Genomic DNA, 17,375 nt, shown 5'->3' on the forward strand with positions numbered 1-17,375 from the left:
GGCGTAGATTTGCGGAAAAGGAGCCTTCCGCCATGAAGTTCGTCGCCCCGCTGATCGTCGCCCTCCTCGCCTCCACGACCTCCGCCCTCGCCGCCGGCGCACCGGTCACCGACGGCGCTGACATGATGATCCGCCACGTCACGGTCATAGACGTCGAACACGCGCGCGCCATCGGCGAACAGGCGGTCGTGCTGCGCGGCAAGGATGTCGTGGCGGTCGGCAAGGACGGCGAGATCGCCCGGGCCTGGCATGCGCAGAAGGTGGTCGAGGGCAAGGGGCGCTTCCTGATCCCCGGCCTCTGGGACATGCACGTTCATTTCGGCGGCGGCCCGGACCTCGTCGAGGAGAACAAGGCGCTGCTGCCGCTCTACGTCGCTCACGGCATCACCACCATCCGCGACTGTTCGGGCGACCTTCCCGACCAGGTCCTGTCCTGGCGCGGCGAGATCGCCGGCGGCACCCTGTTCGGCCCCCGCCTGCTGACGTCCGGCGCCAAGATCGAGGGGATCAAGCCGGTCTGGAAAGGCACGATCGAAGTCGGCAGCAAGGCCGATGTCGATGCTGCGCTGGCCCGGCTGCAGGACCGGGACAAAGTCGACTTCGTGAAGATCACTGACAGCACGCTGGATCCGCAACTGTTCCTTTATGCCGTCTCGCAGGCCAAGGCGCGCGGGCTGCGAAGCTCCGGCCATATCCCGATGGCGCTGACCGTCGGCCAGGCGGTAGATGCCGGGATCAGTTCGATCGAACACATCGACTATGCCTACAAGGCCGGTGTGAAGGACGAAGCGGCGATCGCCGCCGATTTCGCCGCGGGCCGCATCGACCGCGCCGAGGCCAATCGCCGGCTCGACAGCGGGTTCGACACGGCGACGGCCATGGCCTCCTATCGCAACTTCGCGCAGAAAGGCGTCTTCGTCACACCCACGCTGAACGGCAGCCGCATCCTCGCCTGGCTCGATGCCGACGATCACGCGCACGATTCCTATCTTGCCTATATCGGTCCGAAGCTGCGCAAGACCTACGAATGGCGCATCGAACGCGCCGCAAAGGCCGATGCTGCCGCGGTCGAGGCGCGCCATGCGCACTTCCAGCGCATGGCGGCGGTGCTGCCGCTGCTGGAAAAGGCGGGCGTCACCGTGATCGCGGGCACCGATGCGGGCTTCCTCAATTCCTTCAACTATCCCGGCATCGGCCTGCACGACGAACTGAGCCTCTTCGTGAAGGAAGGCCTCACCCCGGCGCAGGCCCTGTCCGCCGCGACCCGCGCCGGTCCCGCCTGGTTCGGCCTGCTAGACCGCTATGGCGCCGTCGCCCCGGGCAAGACGGCCGATCTCGTCCTGCTGGACCGCGATCCGCTGAAGGACATCGCCGCCACCCGCGCGATCCGCGCCGTCATCATGAACGGCAAGCTCTACGACCGCACGGCGCTGGACGGGATGCTGACGGATACGAAGAACAAGGTCGCGGCCTGGAACATCGCCGACAAGGCCGGAGCCACGCAATGATAGAGCAGCTCTTCACCGGCGCCCTGCTCCCGGACGGCAGCCTGGCCGACCTGGCGGTTTCGGGCGGCCGCTTCGTGGCAATCGGCCCCGACCTTGCCGCCGACGATACGGCCGGGCGCGTGGACCTGGGCGGACATCTGGTGCTGCCGGGCTTCGTCGACGGCCATATCCACCTCGACAAGAGCTTCTTCGGCGAACCGTGGCAACCCCATCGCCCCGCCGCCAGCCTGCGCGAACGGCTCGCGGTGGAGAAAGCCATGCTCGCCGACGTGCGCCCTGCCGCGGTCCGCGCCGACGTGCTGATCGGTCAGGCCGCCAGCCTGGGCACCGTGGCGATGCGCAGCCATGTGGATGTCGATGCCACGACCGGGCTCTCGCATCTTCACGCGGTCATGGCCGCCCGTGAGAAATGGCGCGGCCGGATGGACATCGAACTGGTGGCCTTCCCGCAGGCAGGCATCGTCACTTGCCCCGGCACGGCCGACATTCTCGACGCCGCCATCCGCGAAGGCGCGGAAGTGGTGGGCGGGATCGATCCCGAAGGAATGGACGGCGATTCCGAAGCTCATCTCGGCATCGTCTTCGGCCTTGCCGAGCGGCGCGGTGCCAAGATCGACATCCACCTGCACGAGGCCGGACTGCCGGGCGTTGAGCAATTGCACCGCATTGCCGCGCGCACCCGCGCGCTGGGCCTCGGCGGCCGGGTGACGGTGAGCCATGCCTATGCCCTGGGCGACGTGGAACTTCCCGTGCTCGACACGATTGCCCGTGCCCTGGCCGACGCCGGGGTGGCGATCATGACCAACGCGCCGGGAGATCGCGCCTTTCCGCCCATTCTGCGCCTGCGCGAACATGGCGTGCGGGTCTTCGCCGGGAACGACAATATCCGCGACGCCTGGTGGCCCTACGGCAATGGCGACATGCTCCAGCGGGCGATGCTCATCGGCTATCGCTCGGGCTTCTACCGGGACGAGGATCTTGGCGTGGCGCTGGCCATGGCGACGACCGAGGCCGCCGTCTCGCTCGGCCTCGAAGGCCGGGGCCTGCAAGTGGGCGCAGAGGCCAGCTTCGTGGCGCTTCCGGCCGTGAGTGCGGCGGCGGCCGTGGCCGCCCCGCCCTCGGAACGCCGGGTCTTCCGTCACGGCAAACCGCTCGGCGCGCCGATCCGATAAAGGAAAGCCCCGCAGCGTCCGGTACGCTGCGGGGCCTTTCGTGACCGCGTCGGCCCGGCTTACCAGGTGAAGCCGATGGTCCCCTGCACGGTGCGACGGTTGCCGTACCAGCACCAGCTGTAAGCCGCGAAGCAGCTCGTCAGGTACTTCTTGTCGAAGATATTGGTGGCGTTCAGGCCGATGGTCACGCCGCCGAGATCCGGATTCAGCTTGCCCAGATTGTAGCGGAGCAGGCCGTCGAACACGGTGTAGGACGGGGTGTAGATCGTGGTCGTGCCATCGAGGCTGCCGGCATAGACCTTGTCGACATGGCGAACCCCGCCGCCGATCGAGAAGCCTTCCAGCGAACCGGACTTCGGCGCCCAGGCCAGGTTGGCCGAGATGCCGCCCTTGCCGACAGTCGCCAGGCCCTTGCCGACGTTGTCCGTATTGACGTCCTCAAGGACCTTCACGTTCTGGGTGCTGAAGGCAACCCGGAAGTTGAAGTCGTAGGGCAGTGAGCCGCTGGCCTCCACCTCGACGCCGCGCGAGCGGACTTCGCCCGACTGGAACGCGGTGAACGTCACGGGATCGGAAACCACCACATTGGTCTGGTTGATCTGGAACCAGGCGCCGGTCAGCAGGATATCGGTGCCGGGAACCTGGTACTTGGCGCCCGCCTCGATCTGCTTGCCGACCGAAGGCTTGGCCAGTTCGCCGCTTTCCAGCACCGAGGACTGCGGTTCGAACGAGGTGGAGTAGGTCACGTAAGGCGACAGGCCGAGTTCGGTCTTGTAGAGCGCCGCCGCACGCCAGGTGAACTTGCGGTTGGTTTGCACCGAGCCGTTCTGCTCCAGACGCGCCCAGTCCTGCCGGCCGCCGAGCGTCACGTCCAGATTACCCACCGAGATGCGGTCCTGCGCGTAGATGCCTTGCTGGCGCTGGCGGGTGGCGGTGGTGGTCGGGTCGATGAAATCGCCGTTGGTGTCGACGCCGGGGACCTCATAGGGGTTCGCGGGCGTCGCCATCGTGCCGTAAACGGGATTGTAGGCGTCGATCGTCGTGGCGGTGCCGAACTTGGCCAGCTCGGTCGAATGGGCAACCTGGCGGTCCACACCGAACAGAACCGAGTGGTGCACCGAACCCGTGGTGAACTCTCCGGAAAGCTGGTTGTCGTAAGTCCAGTTGTTGAGCTGCTCGTTCGTCGCATAGGACGCGCGGTTGTAGACCGTGCTGTCCGTTTCGACCGGCGTTCCCGAGGTATAGACGATACCCAGACGGGTCTTCACGTACTGGTAGCGCCCAGACGAGCGGAAGGCCCAGCCATTGCCGAAATCGTGGCGGAAGATGAAGGTACCCGCGGCCTGCTCGCGCTTGAAGAAGTCGTCCGGCTCGCCGCCGTAGAACTTGGTCGAGATCTTGCCGTTGGCGTTGTCGAACAGGGTACCGCTGGCCGGGAACACGCCGTAGTTGCCGTTGAACGGATCGTGCGAGTAGGCGCCGAGCACCGTGAACGTGGTCGAGGTACCGGCGCCCAGCGTCACGGCCCCGGAAACGGTTTCGCGGCGGCGCTTGCCGTAGCGCTGCTGGGCATCGGCCCCGTTGGCGCTGCCGTAGAGACGCCAGAGCACGGTTTCGCCCACTTTGCCGCCCACGTCGCCATCGATGCGGTAATTGCTGTAATTGCCGTAGGTGCCGGACACGGCGCCGTAGAAATCGCGGTCGATCGGCAGCTTGCTCTGCTCGTTGACGAAACCGCCCGGGCTGGAAGAACCGTAGAGCGCCGATGCCGGGCCCTTCACCACTTCGATGCGGTCCAGGCGCGACATGTCCACTTGCGGCGTCGCATAGCCCGAGCCGCTGGAGAACATCTTCAGGCCATCGAGATAGACCGGCGCATCGAAGCCGCGCAGCTTGAACTGGTCGTAGACCTCGGCCGAGGAACCACGCGTTTCCGGCGTGACGCCGGCCACATAGCGCAAGGCCTGGTTGAGGTTCTGGATGCCCAGCTCGGCAATCGTGGACGCGTCGATCACCGACACCGACTGCGGCGTTTCCGCCAGCGGAACATCGCTCTTCGTACCCGAGGAGGCCACGGTTGCGGAACGGTCACCCTTGACGACGATGGTGTCGTCGGAATCGGCCGCCGCAGCCTGTGCGGCAGCGGGAAGGAGGGAAATGGCCACCATGCCGGTGGCTGCTCCCAGGAGAAGGCGGCCGCGGACCGTCGTTCGAAACATAAACTGCCTTTCGATATCGATAATGAGTCGCGATCGCGCCACTAGTGATAATGCGACTGGCTCGCAAGATTGCTGAGAGATTGCTGGTTGATTAAACAACCTGTCCGGCCTTTGTGTGGGATATGCGCCACAACCAGGAAGGTGCGATTTACGCCGAACGGGCCGCCCCGCGGCCTCGATCACGGCCTGCTCGGTTTATGGTAGCGTTACCATCAAGCGTGACCTAAGCTCTCCCGCAAAGGGAGAGAACCATTGCTGAAATCCGTTCGCGCTGCATTCCTGCTCGCCGCCGGCGCCTTGCCGCTGCTGGCGTCCCCCATGCCGGCAGCACGCGCGGCAGAACCGGATCGCGGCGCCCGCTTCGACAATTTTGCCTACCAGGGCCACAGCCAGGACGCTGTGGAGCCCGGCCCGGGAGAATATCGAAACCCGATCCTCCCCGGCTACTATCCCGATCCGTCAGTGACGCGCGTGGGCGACACCTACTACCTCGTCAATTCCTCCTTCGCGCACTATCCCGGACTGCCGGTCTTCGCTTCGCCCGACCTCGTGAACTGGCGCCAGATCGGCAACGCCATCGACCGGCCGGATCAATTCGACTTCGCGGGCCTGCGAAGCTCGCGCGGGATGTTCGCCCCGGACATCTCCTGGCATGCGGGCACGTTCTACCTGCTGGGCACTTGCGTCGATTGCGGCGGCAATTTCGTGATGACCGCGAAGGACGCCAAAGGCCCCTGGTCGGCCCCGGTCTGGCTGTCGTTCGAAGGTATCGATCCCTCGCTCTACTGGGAGGGCGACCGCGCCTTCATCGTCAACAACCGGGCGCCGAGCGGGACCGCGCTTTACGAAGGGCACCGCGCGATCTGGGTTCAGGAATTCGACTGGCACGCCGGCAAGATGGTCGGCGCAGCGACGCAGATCGTCAACGGAGGCGTGGACCTGGCACGCAAACCGGTCTGGATCGAAGGGCCGCACTTGCTCCGCCGCGATGGCCAATACTACCTCATCGCCGCGGAAGGCGGCACCGGGGAGCAGCACAGCGAAGTCGTCTTCCGCTCCCGCAGCGTGCGCGGGCCGTTCGTGCCCTGGTCCGGCAATCCCATTCTCAGCCAGAGGTCGCTCGATCCCGCGCGTGCCAACCCGGTCACTTCCGCCGGGCATGCCAAGCTCGTCGAAACGCAGGACGGCAAGTGGTGGGCAACGTTCCTCGCGACCCGGCCCTATGAAGGCGATTACTACAACATCGGCCGCGAGACATTCCTGCTCCCCGTCACCTGGCAGGATGGCTGGCCGAATATACTGCCGGCCGACAAGGCCATCCCGCTGGTCGCGGCTCGGCCGGACCTGCCCGCCGGCGCCGCCGCACCGGCTGCCTCGGGAGACTACAGCTACCGCGACACGTTCGACGGCGACCGGCTGGGCATGGCCTGGATCGGCCTGCGCACGCCCCACGCGCCGTTCTACAAGCTGGAAAACGGCTCGCTGGTGCTGGAAGGCGCGACGCCGCTGGGCGACCTCTCCGCCGCCCCCGCCTTCGTGGGCAGGCGGCAGCAGCACCATGACGCCGCCATGTCGGTCGACTTGCGCTACGCGCCCACCGCCGATGGCGACCGCGCGGGACTGGCCGCCGTCCAGTCCGACAAGGCCTACCTGTTCTTCGGCCTTCTCCGCAAACAGGGCACGACCCGCGTCGCCCTTCTCGTGCGCGATGGCGATGCGCCCGAGCGTGAGATCGCTTCGCAGCCCTTCGCAGGCACCGGGCCGGTCACGCTCTTCCTCCACTTCAAAGGCGCCAGCGTGGACATCTCCTATGCCGCGGACGGGCAGCGCGCCACATTGGCGCAGAACGTCGACGTGCGCTTTCTCAGCACCAAGTCGGCAGGCGGCTTCGTAGGTACGGTGTTCGGCCCCTATGCCTGGCAAGCGCGAGCCGCCGCGGCGCGCTAGCCGCGGGGGTCGTTGCGCACTATAGAGACCGGCTCATGGCCGTAACGCGCGAAATCCGATGCTCAACCTGACGACCCTGCAACTGTTCATTCGCGTTGCGGAGCTGGGGAGCCTGTCGCGGGCGGCCGACGAGGCGAACCTCGCCATCGGCGCGATCAGCCGCCGGCTCACGCAGCTGGAGCAGGACCTCGGCGTGCAACTGCTGGTCCGCAACGGGCGCGGCGTGACGCCGACGGCGGCGGGGAATGCCCTGCTGGCCCATGCCCAGCGCATCATGCGCGACATCGGGCTGGCGGTGTCCGACCTCTCCGACTACGCCAACGGTCTGAAAGGCAGCGTCGACATTCTCGCCTGCACTTCGGCGATCACCCAGTTCCTGCCCGCCGACCTCGCCGCTTTCGGCCATGCCAACGACAAGATCCGCCTCAACATCCAGGAGGTCTACTCCGCAGAGATCGTCGGCCGCCTTCGCGCCGGCGAAGCGCAAGTGGGCGTCATCATGGAAGAGCCGGGAACGGTGGGTCTCGATACCTGGAAATACCGATGCGACCGGCTCACCGTGGTCGCCCCGCCGCACTTGCTGTTCGGCACCCATTCGGTTCGCTTCCACGATCTGGCCGAGCACGAATTCGTGCAAATGGGCTACGATACCGCCAATACCCGCCTCCTCGCCCGTGCTGCCGACGAACAGGGCTGGTCCTTCCGCCTGCGCGCGGCCGTAGACAGCTATGACGCGGTCTGCCGCATGATCCAGGCCGGCTTCGGCATCGGCGTCCTGCCCAGCGAAGCCGCCAAGAACTTCATCGTGCCCATGGGTCTCAAACTGGTGGAACTCGACGAGAACTGGGCCGAGCGCCAGATGCTGATCGCCGCCAACGGCGCCAGCCTGTCCGGCCCGGCGCGACTGCTGGTCGACTTCCTGGTGGAACGCTCCGCCGGCCGCTGAAGGCCGACGTTTCGCAATGGCCAAAGCAAATGCGGACCGCACGCTATCGCGCGCGATCCGCATTCCCGGTCAGGTCGCTCCTCCTCCCCGACGCGGTTATGACTTACTTGTTGGCAAGTGCCGCCTGCGCCGCCGCCAGGCGCGCGATCGGCACGCGGTAAGGCGAGGCCGAGACGTAATCGAGGCCGGTCTTTTCGCAGAAAGCGATGGAGGCCGGATCGCCGCCATGTTCACCGCAGATGCCCAGCTTGATATCGGGGCGCGTCCTGCGGCCACGTTCCGCGGCCAGTTCGATCAGTTCGCCGACACCGTCCACGTCGAGGCTGACGAAAGGATCGCGGGCGAAGATGCCCTTGTCGACATAATGCGTCAGGAAGCGGCTGGCATCGTCACGGCTGATGCCGATGGTCGTCTGGGTGAGATCGTTGGTGCCGAACGAGAAGAATTCGCCCAGCTCCGCGATCTCGCCCGCCTTGAGCGCAGCGCGCGGCAGTTCGATCATCGTGCCCACGAGATAGTCCACGGTGGCACCGCGCTCGCTGAAGACTTCGGCCGCAACGCGGTCGACAATGGCCTTCATCAGCTCCAGCTCCTTGCGGGTGGCGACCAGCGGGATCATCACTTCGGGGATCGGCGCCTCGCCGGTGTTCTCCTTGACGATGAGCGCCGCCTCGAAGATCGCGCGGGCCTGCATCTCGTAGATTTCCGGATAGGTCACGCCGAGGCGGCAGCCACGATGGCCGAGCATCGGGTTCACCTCGTGCAGCTCCGCAGCGCGGCGCTTGAGCGTGTCTACGCTGACGCCGGCGGCACGCGCCACGTCTTCGAATTCCGCCTCGGCATGGGGCAGGAATTCGTGAAGCGGCGGATCGAGCAGGCGGATCGTTACCGGCAGACCGGCCATGACCGTGAAGATCTCCGCGAAGTCGTCACGCTGTTCGGGCAGCAGCTTGGCCAGCGCGGCGCGGCGCTCGGCCTCGCCCTCAGCCAGGATCATCTCGCGCACGGCAGTGATGCGGGCGGCATCGAAGAACATATGTTCGGTGCGGCAGAGCCCGACACCCTCGGCGCCGAATTCGCGCGCGGTGCGGCAATCCAGCGGCGTTTCCGCATTGGCGCGGACCTTGAGACGGCGCACCTTGTCGGCCCATTCCATCAGCGTGCCGAAGTCACCGGCGAGTTCCGGCTGCACGGTGGCCACTTCGCCAGCCATGACTTCGCCGGTGGCGCCGTCGATGGTGACGGTGTCGCCTTCCTTCAGGACGCGCCCGTCGATGCGCATGGTGCGAGCGACATTGTCGATCTGCAGGCTGCCCGCGCCCGAGACGCAGGGGCGGCCCATGCCGCGCGCCACGACGGCGGCGTGGCTGGTCATGCCGCCGCGTGCGGTCAGGATACCGCGGGCGGCATGCATGCCGTGGATGTCCTCAGGGCTGGTTTCCACGCGGACAAGGATCACGGCCTTGCCCTGCTCGGCCAGCTTTTCGGCGGTATCGGCATCGAGCACGATCGCGCCCGAAGCCGCGCCCGGCGATGCAGGCAAGCCCTTGGTGAGCACGTCGCGCGGCGCATCGGGATCGAGCGTGGGGTGAAGCAGCTGGTCGAGCGCGGCGGGATCGACGCGGGCAACGGCCTCTTCCTCGCTGATGAGACCTTCGCGCGCCATGTCGACCGCGATCTTCAGCGCGGCCTTGGCGGTGCGCTTGCCCGAGCGGGTCTGGAGCATCCAGAGCTTGCCCTGCTGTACCGTGAACTCGATGTCCTGCATGTCGCGGTAGTGCTTTTCCAGCACTTCGAACACACCGGCGAGTTCGCCATAGGTCTCGGGCATGGCCTCTTCCATCGAGGCGGCCCGGGCACCGGCACGCTCGCGGGCGTCCTTGGTGAGGTACTGCGGCGTGCGGATGCCGGCGACGACGTCCTCGCCCTGGGCATTGATGAGATATTCGCCGTAGTACGCGTTCTCGCCGGTAGCGGGGTCACGGGTGAAGGCGACGCCGGTGGCCGAGGTTTCGCCCATGTTGCCGAAGACCATGGCCTGCACGTTGACGGCCGTGCCCCATTCACCGGGGATGGAGTTCAGGCGGCGATAGACCTTGGCGCGGTCCGACTGCCAGGAACCGAACACGGCGCCGATCGCACCCCAGAGCTGGTCGTGCACGTCCTGCGGGAAAGGCTTGTCCCAGAGCTTCTCGACGATGGCCTTGTATTCCGCGACCAGGATCTTCCAATCGGCAGCAGTCATCTCGGTGTCGAGGTCGTAGCCGCGATCTTCCTTCGCGATGTCCAGCGCTTCCTCGAAGGCACCGTGATCGAGTTCGAGCACGACGTCCGAATACATCTGGATGAAACGGCGATAGCTGTCCCAGGCGAAACGCTCGTCGCCCGAGGTCTGGGCGAGGCCTTCGACCGTCTGGTCATTGAGGCCGAGGTTGAGCACGGTGTCCATCATGCCCGGCATCGAGATGCGCGCGCCCGAACGCACCGAGACCAGCAGCGGATCGGCGATGTTGCCGAAGGTCTTGCCGGTCACCTGCTGGATATGGGCGATGCCCTCTGCCACTTCGGCCTTCACGCTTTCGGGATAGACGCCGCCGTCCGTGTAGTAGCGCGTGCACATCTCGGTGGTGATGGTGAAGCCCGGGGGAACCGGCAGGCCGATCGCAGCCATGCCGTCGAGGTTCGCGCCCTTGCCGCCAAGGAGGTTCTTGTCGCCCTTGCCACCATCGTCGACGCCGCCACCGAAGCGATAGACGTAGCGCGTTTCAGTCAAAGCCGTCATGGATCGAAATACCTCGTTGCTGCCAGGAGCGTTATCGTGCCCGAACCGGGATTCGGCACTTTGCTGCGATGCAACAGTGTAGATGACGGGATTTTTCCGCGACGACCATCGATAAATGGCAAAGCCGGATTTCACTATTTGTGAAATCCGGCCGCACCCACGCGCTTCAGCGGGTCGGCCTGGTTTCCGGCATTCTGAGGAATACCGGCAAGGCTCCGATGGCCACGATCGCGATCATCACCCCCGGCACAGCTTGCCAGCCGGTTGCCTTGACCAGCAATTGCGCCACGAATGGCGCCAGCCCGCCGAAGATCGCCGTCGCGGCCGTGGCACCCAGGGCCAGCCCCGAAAGGCGGCCCTCGCCGGGGAACTGCTCCGCCGTCGCTACCGCCCCCACCGCGCTCACTGCGCCGCCCAGCGCCGCCAGCAACAGCGCGCCGATCAGCGCGGCGCCGTAGGATCCTTCTCCCATTGCGGCAAAGGAGGCGGCGGGCAACAACACCGCCAGCGCGCCCACGCCCAGCAACACCGGTCGGCGCCCAATCCGGTCGGACAGCGCGCCGATGAACGGCGTGACCAGAATGACGAGGAAGGCCGCCGCCGTGGACAGCCACAGGGCCTCGCTCTCCGCCATCACGCCGGATTCGGTGACGAATGCCGGGACATAAGTGATGCCGACGTAATATGTGATCGATCCCAGCGCGGAGATGGCGAACCCGCGCCCGATCGCAGCGCGATGGCGGGTAAGGACGAGGCGCAGCGGTCGTTCGGGCACCGTGCGGTGGACCACCTGCCGCTCGAACTCGGGAGATTCCTCCAGCGTTGCACGGGCCAGCAGCACGGCTCCGGCCAGGCCGGCGCCGAACAGGAAGGGTATGCGCCAGCCCCAGGCGTCGAGCGCGGCCGGAGCCAGCGCATTGACGACCAGCGCCGAGACGCCCGCCGCCAGCAGGCCGCCGAGTTCGCTGGCGGCCGCCGCCGAGGACGTCACCAGACCCCGCCGCCGGCGGTGAGCGCCTTCCATCAGATAGGCGACGACGCCGGTATATTCGCCGCCGACCGAGAAGGCCATGACGCAGCGCAGGCCGAGCAGCAACCAGCCCGAAGCCGCGCCGATGCTGGCATAAGTCGGCATCGCGGCGGTGGCGAGCATGGCCGCCGTCATCAGTGCCATGGACAGCAGCATCATGCGCCTGCGTCCATAGCGATCTCCGACATGGCCGAAAACCGCCGCGCCCAGCGGCCGCATGAGATAGGCCACGGCGAACCCGCCGAGCGTGACCGAAAGCGATCCTTCGCCGCCGCCGAAGAACACGCGCGACAGCACGGTCGCCAGATAGAGGTAAAGCGTGAAATCGTACCACTCGACGATGGTCGAGAATGCGGCGATCACCATCGAGCGCCTCGAAAGAGGCCCGCGCTCCTGCCCGTCGCGACCAGCGTCGGCCTTCATCGGCCCGTGCGGCCCGCGTGATTCCTCTTTAACATGAAGCGCATGATAGCCAGCCGGCCTCGCTTGGCAAATCGCTTCCATAGGGCTGGACTTGGACCGGTTCATCATCGATGAAACCTCTGGTTCAATGCTCTTATCATGGACAGGATCGATATTCGATGCGCCTCGACAAGTTCGATCTCAACCTGCTGATTGCGCTGGAGCTGCTGCTGGAGGAGCAGAACGTCACGCGGGCGGCGCAGCGCCTCAACCTGACACAGTCGGCCATGAGCGCGGCACTCGCGCGGCTGCGACTGGCGCTCAACGACGAACTGCTGGTGCCGCATGGCCGGCGGATGGTGGCGACGCCCCATGCCCTGGCGCTGGCGCCGCAAGTCTCCGAAGCGGTCCGCAGCCTTCGCGCGCTCATATCCGGGGCCACGGCCTTCGATCCGGCCACCTCCGACCGCCGCTTCGAAATCGCCGCTTCCGACTACATCGCCACGATCCTGCTCAGCCCCCTGTTGCCCCAGCTCAAGACAGAAGCCCCGAACGTGGCGATCAACGTCGTGTTGCCCACCCGCCAGACGAGCGCGCTGCTGGAAGACGGCAAGCTCGACTTCCAGCTCACGCCGGAACAGTTCCTCAGCGCCGACCACCCCAGCGAACTGCTGTTCGAGGAGCGCCACGTCGTGGTGGGCTGGTCGGGAAACCCCGTCTTTTCCGGCGAGATGACCGAAGAGGCCTTCCATTCCTGCGGCCATGTGGCGGTACGGATCACCGGCGTTCCCTCGTTCGCGGAGCGGCACCTGCTGGCGGCCGATGACCGGCGGCGCATAGAAGTGACGGCGCCATCGTTCTCGCTGGTGCCATGGCTGCTGCCCGGCACGCACTTGCTGGCTTTGATGCATGAGCGGCTCGCCCGGCTCTTTGCACCCTTGTTGCCGCTGGAAATCCGACCCGCGCCGATCGCCATGCCGCCGATGCGGGAGATGATCCAGTATCACGCGGCCCGGGCGAGCGATGCAGGCATGATCTGGTTCAAGGATCGCCTCATGGCCGCGGCTCGTCAGGATCACGGCGGTCAGGCGGGGTAGGGGCAGGCGTCGGCGCTACGCCGTCCGGGGCGGGAGATGGCCCTTGGCCTGCCGGAGCGCCTCGGCGGCCCCGCGCGCTGCGAGCCAGCGCGAGCGATCGGCCTGCGCATCGGGCAGCGCCCGGTGGGCGGGCGGCCCCGTCCGCGCCGGGTCCGTCTCCGCAAGGATTGCCTTCACAGCCTCCCAGGCTTCCTCCGGTAAAAACGCTTCTCCGAGCAGAGTGCGCAGTTCCCGTGCGATCATCTCGGACGTCTTGCCCAGCCGAAGCTGGTGCTTGGGGAAACCCACGCTGCGCAGCAGCGCGTTAAGCCACTTGGCATCCCATGACGGCGCACTGGCGAAGAGGTCGTGGCCGGTCAGCACCTCCACCATGCGCAGCGCCACCCGGTCATGCGGCTCTCCCTCGCGCGCAAGCTGGCTTCGGGAGATACCGTGGATGGCTTCGGCCTCCTCGTCCCAGTCCGTCCAGTCCGGGTGCGGCTGGATCAGATGGCTTTCGCAGCGCCCGTCTTCGAACACCCAGGCCACCTCGATCGGATAGCTGCGCTTCGCCAGCGAAGACGCTTCGAAATCGAGGAATACCCGCATGCCCGCTCAGCACGCCCCTGCAGGAACGCGCCGAGCCGGACCTGCGGAGCCGAAAGTGTCAGGGACCACCAACGTAGGACCCTCTCTCCACGATCACTTCGCCTTCGTCCTCGCCGTCCCAGTAGTGAGCGCGCTCTGCTCCCACGCGGATCAGCACGAGGCCGGGCGTATCGACGCCGTCCTTGAACCAGCGATCGAGGTCCTTGGTCCAGTGCGCGGCGAACTGGTCCTTGTCGCGGATCAGTTCGCCCTTGCCCTCCACGGCAATGAAGAATGGCCGCATGCCCAAGATCCCGGCCTTGCCCTGGAAGCTCAGGCCAACGCGGGGATCGTCGGCGATCTCGGATACCATCGCGGTATCCTCGGTCGTGAAGAACCAGGAATCGCCGTCATATTCCACATCGCGGTTGTTGCTCATCGGCCGCGCGGCGATCGTGCCGCCGGGGCCGTGGGTGGAGAGCATCGTGAAATCTATGTCCTTCATCTTCTCGGCAAGGTCGCTGAGGGTCTTGCTGGTCATTGCAGTTCTCCCATGAGGTTGCCGAAATCAACCCGCGATGGGCGTCGATGCTCCCGAGGGAAAGACCAAGCGGGCAGGAGCGTCGCCAGCCGGAACCTTGCGGCGCTGAGGGCGCTCAGCGGTCCAGCAGTTCGCGCACTTTCGCGGCCAGCGCCTGCATGGTGAACGGCTTGGAGAGCAGTTCCACGCCCTCGCCCAGCCGCCCTTCGTGCATGATCGCGTCGTGAGGGTAGCCCGAGGTGTAGAGGACGCCGAGACCGGGTACGATCTCGTGGGCGGACTGTGCCAGTTCGCTGCCCGACATGCGCGGCATCACCACGTCGGTCACCAGCAGGTCCACGGGTTGATCGCGCCCGCGCAGCAGGTCGAGCGCGGCAAAGCCGTCGGCCGCCTCCAGCACGCGGTAGCCGAGATCGCAGAGCGCGCCCACGGCGTAGCGGCGCACGTCGTCATCGTCCTCGACCACCAGGATCGTCTCGGAAGGGCGGCCGAAATCCTCGGCGGCGGGATGGTAGGCCTGATCCTCTACTGCGCTTGCATCGCCGCGGGGAAGGTGAAGCACCACCCGCGTGCCGCTGCCCGGCTCCGAGGCGATGTCGATGCCGCCACCCGACTGCTTGGCGAAACCATAGACCATAGACAGGCCCAGCCCCGTGCCCTTGCCCACGTCCTTGGTGGTGAAGAACGGATCGAAGACTTTCGCCAGCGTCGCCTCGTCCATGCCAACACCGTTGTCGACCACTTCGATGGCCACATAATCGCCGGCGGGCATGTCCCCGCCCGTGCCGGAATGGACTGCGTTGCGGGCGGTGATCCGCAGCGAACCGCCCTCAGGCATGGCGTCGCGCGCGTTGACCGCCAGGTTCAGGATCGCATTTTCAAGCTGGTGAGGATCGGCCTCGATCATCCACACGCCGGAATTCGCATCGATGGCGATGGCGATGGCCTCGGTGATCGTGCGCGAGAGCAGGTCCGACATGCCCTCCAGCAAGTCGCGCACGTTCACTGCGCGCGGGTCCAGAGGCTGGCGGCGCGAGAAGGCGAGCAGGCGGTGGGTCAGTGCCGCGGCCCGCTCGGCCCCCTTCATCGCCTGTTCCAGCGAGCGCCGCACGCGCGGATCGGCCGAAGGCGCCACCCGGCGAGAGGCCATGTCGATGCTGCCGATGATGATCGTCAGGAGGTTGTTGAAGTCGTGAGCGATGCCGCCGGTAAGCTGACCGACGGCCTCCATCTTCTGCGCCTGGCGCAGGGCCTCTTCGGCATGCTGGCGTTCCGCGACTTCGGCGGCGACGCGCTGTTCCAGCGTTTCCGCCAGTTCGCGCAGCGTGGCTTCCTGCCGCTTGGCGTTGGTTACGTCGTAGATGACGCCCAGCAAACGGTAACCCGTGCCGTCCGCCTCATACTGCACTTCGCCGCGCCGGGCGATCCAGCGCAGTTCGCCGTCGTCGCCCCTGCGGATGAGGAACTCGCCCGCCAGCGTGTCCGGAAGGGCGCCCTGCACGCCTTCGGGGATCAGCGCCAGTTCACCTTCGCTGACGACCGAATTGATCGTTCGCAGCGGGAGCCGGTCCGCCGGGTGCAGGCCCAGCAACACGCAGAATTCGGTGGAGACGGACACGGTCGCGAAGCCGTCGTTATATTCGAAAGTGCCCACCCCGCCCGCACTCTGCGCGATGCGCAGGCGTTCTTCGGTGCGCTTGCGCTCGGTTACGTCGACCAGCAGACCGGTGAAGCGCAACGGCTCGTCATCGGCATCGAGATGGCATTGCCCGCGCCCGTGCATCCACAGGACCTTGCCCGCCGGCGTGACGACGCGGAACTCCTTGGAAAACAGCGAGGCCCCGGCCAGCATGCCCGCCACCGCGATGCGGATGCGGGGCCGGTCTTCGGGATGGATCGAACGGAAGAACGTGGCGGTGGGGAAACCGTCCCGGATCTGGTCGGTGGGCAGGCCGTAGAGTTCGGCGAAGCTGGCATCGAGGAACAAGCGTTCCCCGGCGATGTCCCAGTCCCAGGACCCGCTGGCCCCGGCCGCCGCAAGAACCGCGCGCAATTGCTCGTCGTTCAGGGCGCTGCCCGCGGCGCGCGCCATCCCGTTTCCGCCTGTGCCATCACCGGCGCCGCCGCCCGGTCCCCCGTCCGTGTCAGGCATCGTCGCCCACGACGCTCGCGATGAATTCGTCCAGCAGTTCCTTCAGCGTCGCCAGCGAGGGGATGTCCATCAGCATGGCGATATAGCCCCTGATGTCGCGCATGCGCACGGCGAAGTCGATGTAGAGGAACAGCACGAGCCCTTCCTCGGCGCCGGACTCGTCCACCTCGAACAGGGTGGCACCATTGCCGCGAAGCACTTCCGGGATCGTCATCGTCAACGACCGTTTCAGCATGTTCGCCATCGTCGCCAGGCAGGAATTGAGTATGACGTTGCCCGTTTCGGCCAGGGCCTCATGCTCCATCTCTACCACTTCCTCGGCGCTGAGTTCGCCGCCGGTAACGGCGCGCACCAGTTCGAGGCTGTTCGTCTCGGGAAAGATCAGGAGCGCGCGGCCCGAGAAAGGCCCGCGGAAATCCTGCCGTACCGCGATCAGCTCGGCCACTTCGCGCTCGCTGATGAGGCGCGCGGCGCGCCGGTGGCTCACCACTTCGATGGAAGGGACGGAGAGCAGAACCTGCTCGCCAATCATCTTGCGCAGGCTGGAGGCAGCGCGGCTCACCCCGATATTGACGATTTCCGTCAGCGCATCGCGTTCAAGCTCGGTAAGGGCAACCTGCTCCGGAATCATGCCCGCGTCGTTCTCAGCTTGAGCGCGGCACCCGAAAGGAAGCCCGAAAGACCATCGCTGGTCACGGGCTTGGCGATGAACGCCGCACCCACTTCGCGGGCGCGGGCGATGATCTCGTCCTGGATATTGGCGGTGATGATCGCAATCGGCATCTCGGGCCGCATAGCGCGCAACTCGGCCGCAAGTTCCAGCCCGTCCGTCTCGCTCATGTTGAAATCGATCAGCGAGACGTCGACCGTCTCGTTTTCGATCACTTCCAGCGCCTCACGCGCGCTGCCGGCTTCCACTTTGCTCCACTCCGGCTGGAGCTGGGCCAGGGCCTTGGATGCCACGATCCGCGCAAGCTTGCTGTCATCCACGATCATCACGGTAACCGACACG

At 66.3% G+C, this 17,375-nt stretch carries 13 protein-coding genes; 5 read left to right on the forward strand and 8 right to left on the reverse strand.

Annotation, left to right across the window (positions count from 1 at the left end; genetic code table 11):
* The first annotated feature begins 32 nt into the window (after positions 1-32).
* Both EDF57_RS20815 and EDF57_RS20820 read left to right on the forward strand, forming a co-directional pair.
* Positions 33-1,508 (forward strand): amidohydrolase family protein, encoded by a 1,476-nt coding sequence (locus EDF57_RS20815; protein ID WP_134095634.1) that lies wholly within the window; start codon positions 33-35, stop codon positions 1,506-1,508.
* The gene (locus EDF57_RS20820; RefSeq protein WP_134095635.1) at positions 1,505-2,680 is read left to right on the forward strand and encodes an amidohydrolase family protein; all 1,176 of its coding nucleotides are present in this window, start codon (positions 1,505-1,507) and stop codon (positions 2,678-2,680) included. Before EDF57_RS20815 ends, EDF57_RS20820 begins: the two co-directional genes overlap by 4 nt.
* Positions 2,681-2,739: 59 nt before the next feature.
* On the opposite strand, the gene EDF57_RS20825 is transcribed toward EDF57_RS20820, so the two are convergent.
* Positions 2,740-4,848 (reverse strand): TonB-dependent siderophore receptor, encoded by a 2,109-nt coding sequence (locus EDF57_RS20825; protein ID WP_243841182.1) that lies wholly within the window; start codon positions 4,846-4,848, stop codon positions 2,740-2,742.
* A 303-nt stretch (positions 4,849-5,151) separates the two neighbouring features.
* On the opposite strand from EDF57_RS20825, the gene EDF57_RS20830 reads away from it, so the two are divergent.
* The gene (locus EDF57_RS20830) at positions 5,152-6,846 is read left to right on the forward strand and encodes a glycoside hydrolase family 43 protein (RefSeq protein WP_134095637.1); all 1,695 of its coding nucleotides are present in this window, start codon (positions 5,152-5,154) and stop codon (positions 6,844-6,846) included.
* A 58-nt stretch (positions 6,847-6,904) separates the two neighbouring features.
* Complete coding sequence (locus EDF57_RS20835; RefSeq protein ID WP_134095638.1) at positions 6,905-7,792, forward strand: LysR family transcriptional regulator; 888 nt, start codon at positions 6,905-6,907, stop codon at positions 7,790-7,792.
* A gap of 103 nt (positions 7,793-7,895) precedes the next feature.
* On the opposite strand, the gene ppdK is transcribed toward EDF57_RS20835, so the two are convergent.
* Together ppdK and EDF57_RS20845 are read right to left on the reverse strand one after the other, a co-directional pair.
* Positions 7,896-10,574 carry a pyruvate, phosphate dikinase gene (gene ppdK, locus EDF57_RS20840; protein ID WP_134095639.1) on the reverse strand — a complete coding sequence of 893 codons (2,679 nt, stop codon included), beginning with the start codon at positions 10,572-10,574 and terminating at the stop codon, positions 7,896-7,898.
* 166 nt (positions 10,575-10,740) lie between these two features.
* Positions 10,741-12,027 (reverse strand): MFS transporter, encoded by a 1,287-nt coding sequence (locus EDF57_RS20845; protein ID WP_243841183.1) that lies wholly within the window; start codon positions 12,025-12,027, stop codon positions 10,741-10,743.
* Between the two features lie 158 nt (positions 12,028-12,185).
* On the opposite strand from EDF57_RS20845, the gene EDF57_RS20850 reads away from it, so the two are divergent.
* Complete coding sequence (locus EDF57_RS20850; RefSeq protein ID WP_134095640.1) at positions 12,186-13,103, forward strand: LysR family transcriptional regulator; 918 nt, start codon at positions 12,186-12,188, stop codon at positions 13,101-13,103.
* 15 nt (positions 13,104-13,118) lie between these two features.
* On the opposite strand, the gene EDF57_RS20855 is transcribed toward EDF57_RS20850, so the two are convergent.
* The 5 genes from EDF57_RS20855 to EDF57_RS20875 form a co-directional block, all read right to left on the reverse strand.
* Complete coding sequence (locus EDF57_RS20855) at positions 13,119-13,691, reverse strand: transcriptional regulator (RefSeq protein ID WP_134095641.1); 573 nt, start codon at positions 13,689-13,691, stop codon at positions 13,119-13,121.
* Between the two features lie 58 nt (positions 13,692-13,749).
* Positions 13,750-14,211, reverse strand: coding sequence for a pyridoxamine 5'-phosphate oxidase family protein (locus EDF57_RS20860; protein ID WP_134095642.1), 462 nt, complete (start codon positions 14,209-14,211; stop codon positions 13,750-13,752).
* Positions 14,212-14,326: 115 nt separating this feature from the next.
* The gene (locus EDF57_RS20865; protein WP_134095643.1) at positions 14,327-16,303 is read right to left on the reverse strand and encodes a hybrid sensor histidine kinase/response regulator; all 1,977 of its coding nucleotides are present in this window, start codon (positions 16,301-16,303) and stop codon (positions 14,327-14,329) included.
* Between the two features lie 52 nt (positions 16,304-16,355).
* Positions 16,356-16,994, reverse strand: coding sequence for a chemotaxis protein CheX (locus tag EDF57_RS20870; RefSeq protein ID WP_132265945.1), 639 nt, complete (start codon positions 16,992-16,994; stop codon positions 16,356-16,358).
* Positions 16,991-17,374 carry a response regulator gene (locus EDF57_RS20875; protein WP_132265947.1) on the reverse strand — a complete coding sequence of 128 codons (384 nt, stop codon included), beginning with the start codon at positions 17,372-17,374 and terminating at the stop codon, positions 16,991-16,993. The genes EDF57_RS20870 and EDF57_RS20875 overlap by 4 nt, the downstream gene beginning before the upstream one ends.
* Position 17,375 lies beyond the last annotated feature (1 nt).

The organism is Novosphingobium sp. PhB55 (assembly GCF_004368805.1).
In the GTDB taxonomy this organism is placed as follows: Bacteria; Pseudomonadota; Alphaproteobacteria; order Sphingomonadales; family Sphingomonadaceae; genus Novosphingobium.

Coding starts and splice junctions, on each gene's coding strand:
- EDF57_RS20845 (WP_243841183.1), bottom strand. CDS start 12,027: ATGAAGGCCGACGCTGGTCGCGACGGGCAGGAGCGCGGGCCTCTTTCG.
- EDF57_RS20860 (WP_134095642.1), bottom strand. CDS start 14,211: ATGACCAGCAAGACCCTCAGCGACCTTGCCGAGAAGATGAAGGACATA.
- EDF57_RS20815 (WP_134095634.1), top strand. CDS start 33: ATGAAGTTCGTCGCCCCGCTGATCGTCGCCCTCCTCGCCTCCACGACC.
- EDF57_RS20820 (WP_134095635.1), top strand. CDS start 1,505: ATGATAGAGCAGCTCTTCACCGGCGCCCTGCTCCCGGACGGCAGCCTG.
- EDF57_RS20825 (WP_243841182.1), bottom strand. CDS start 4,848: ATGGTGGCCATTTCCCTCCTTCCCGCTGCCGCACAGGCTGCGGCGGCC.
- EDF57_RS20870 (WP_132265945.1), bottom strand. CDS start 16,994: ATGATTCCGGAGCAGGTTGCCCTTACCGAGCTTGAACGCGATGCGCTG.
- ppdK (WP_134095639.1), bottom strand. CDS start 10,574: ATGACGGCTTTGACTGAAACGCGCTACGTCTATCGCTTCGGTGGCGGC.
- EDF57_RS20835 (WP_134095638.1), top strand. CDS start 6,905: ATGCTCAACCTGACGACCCTGCAACTGTTCATTCGCGTTGCGGAGCTG.
- EDF57_RS20850 (WP_134095640.1), top strand. CDS start 12,186: ATGCGCCTCGACAAGTTCGATCTCAACCTGCTGATTGCGCTGGAGCTG.
- EDF57_RS20865 (WP_134095643.1), bottom strand. CDS start 16,303: ATGGCGCGCGCCGCGGGCAGCGCCCTGAACGACGAGCAATTGCGCGCG.
- EDF57_RS20855 (WP_134095641.1), bottom strand. CDS start 13,691: ATGCGGGTATTCCTCGATTTCGAAGCGTCTTCGCTGGCGAAGCGCAGC.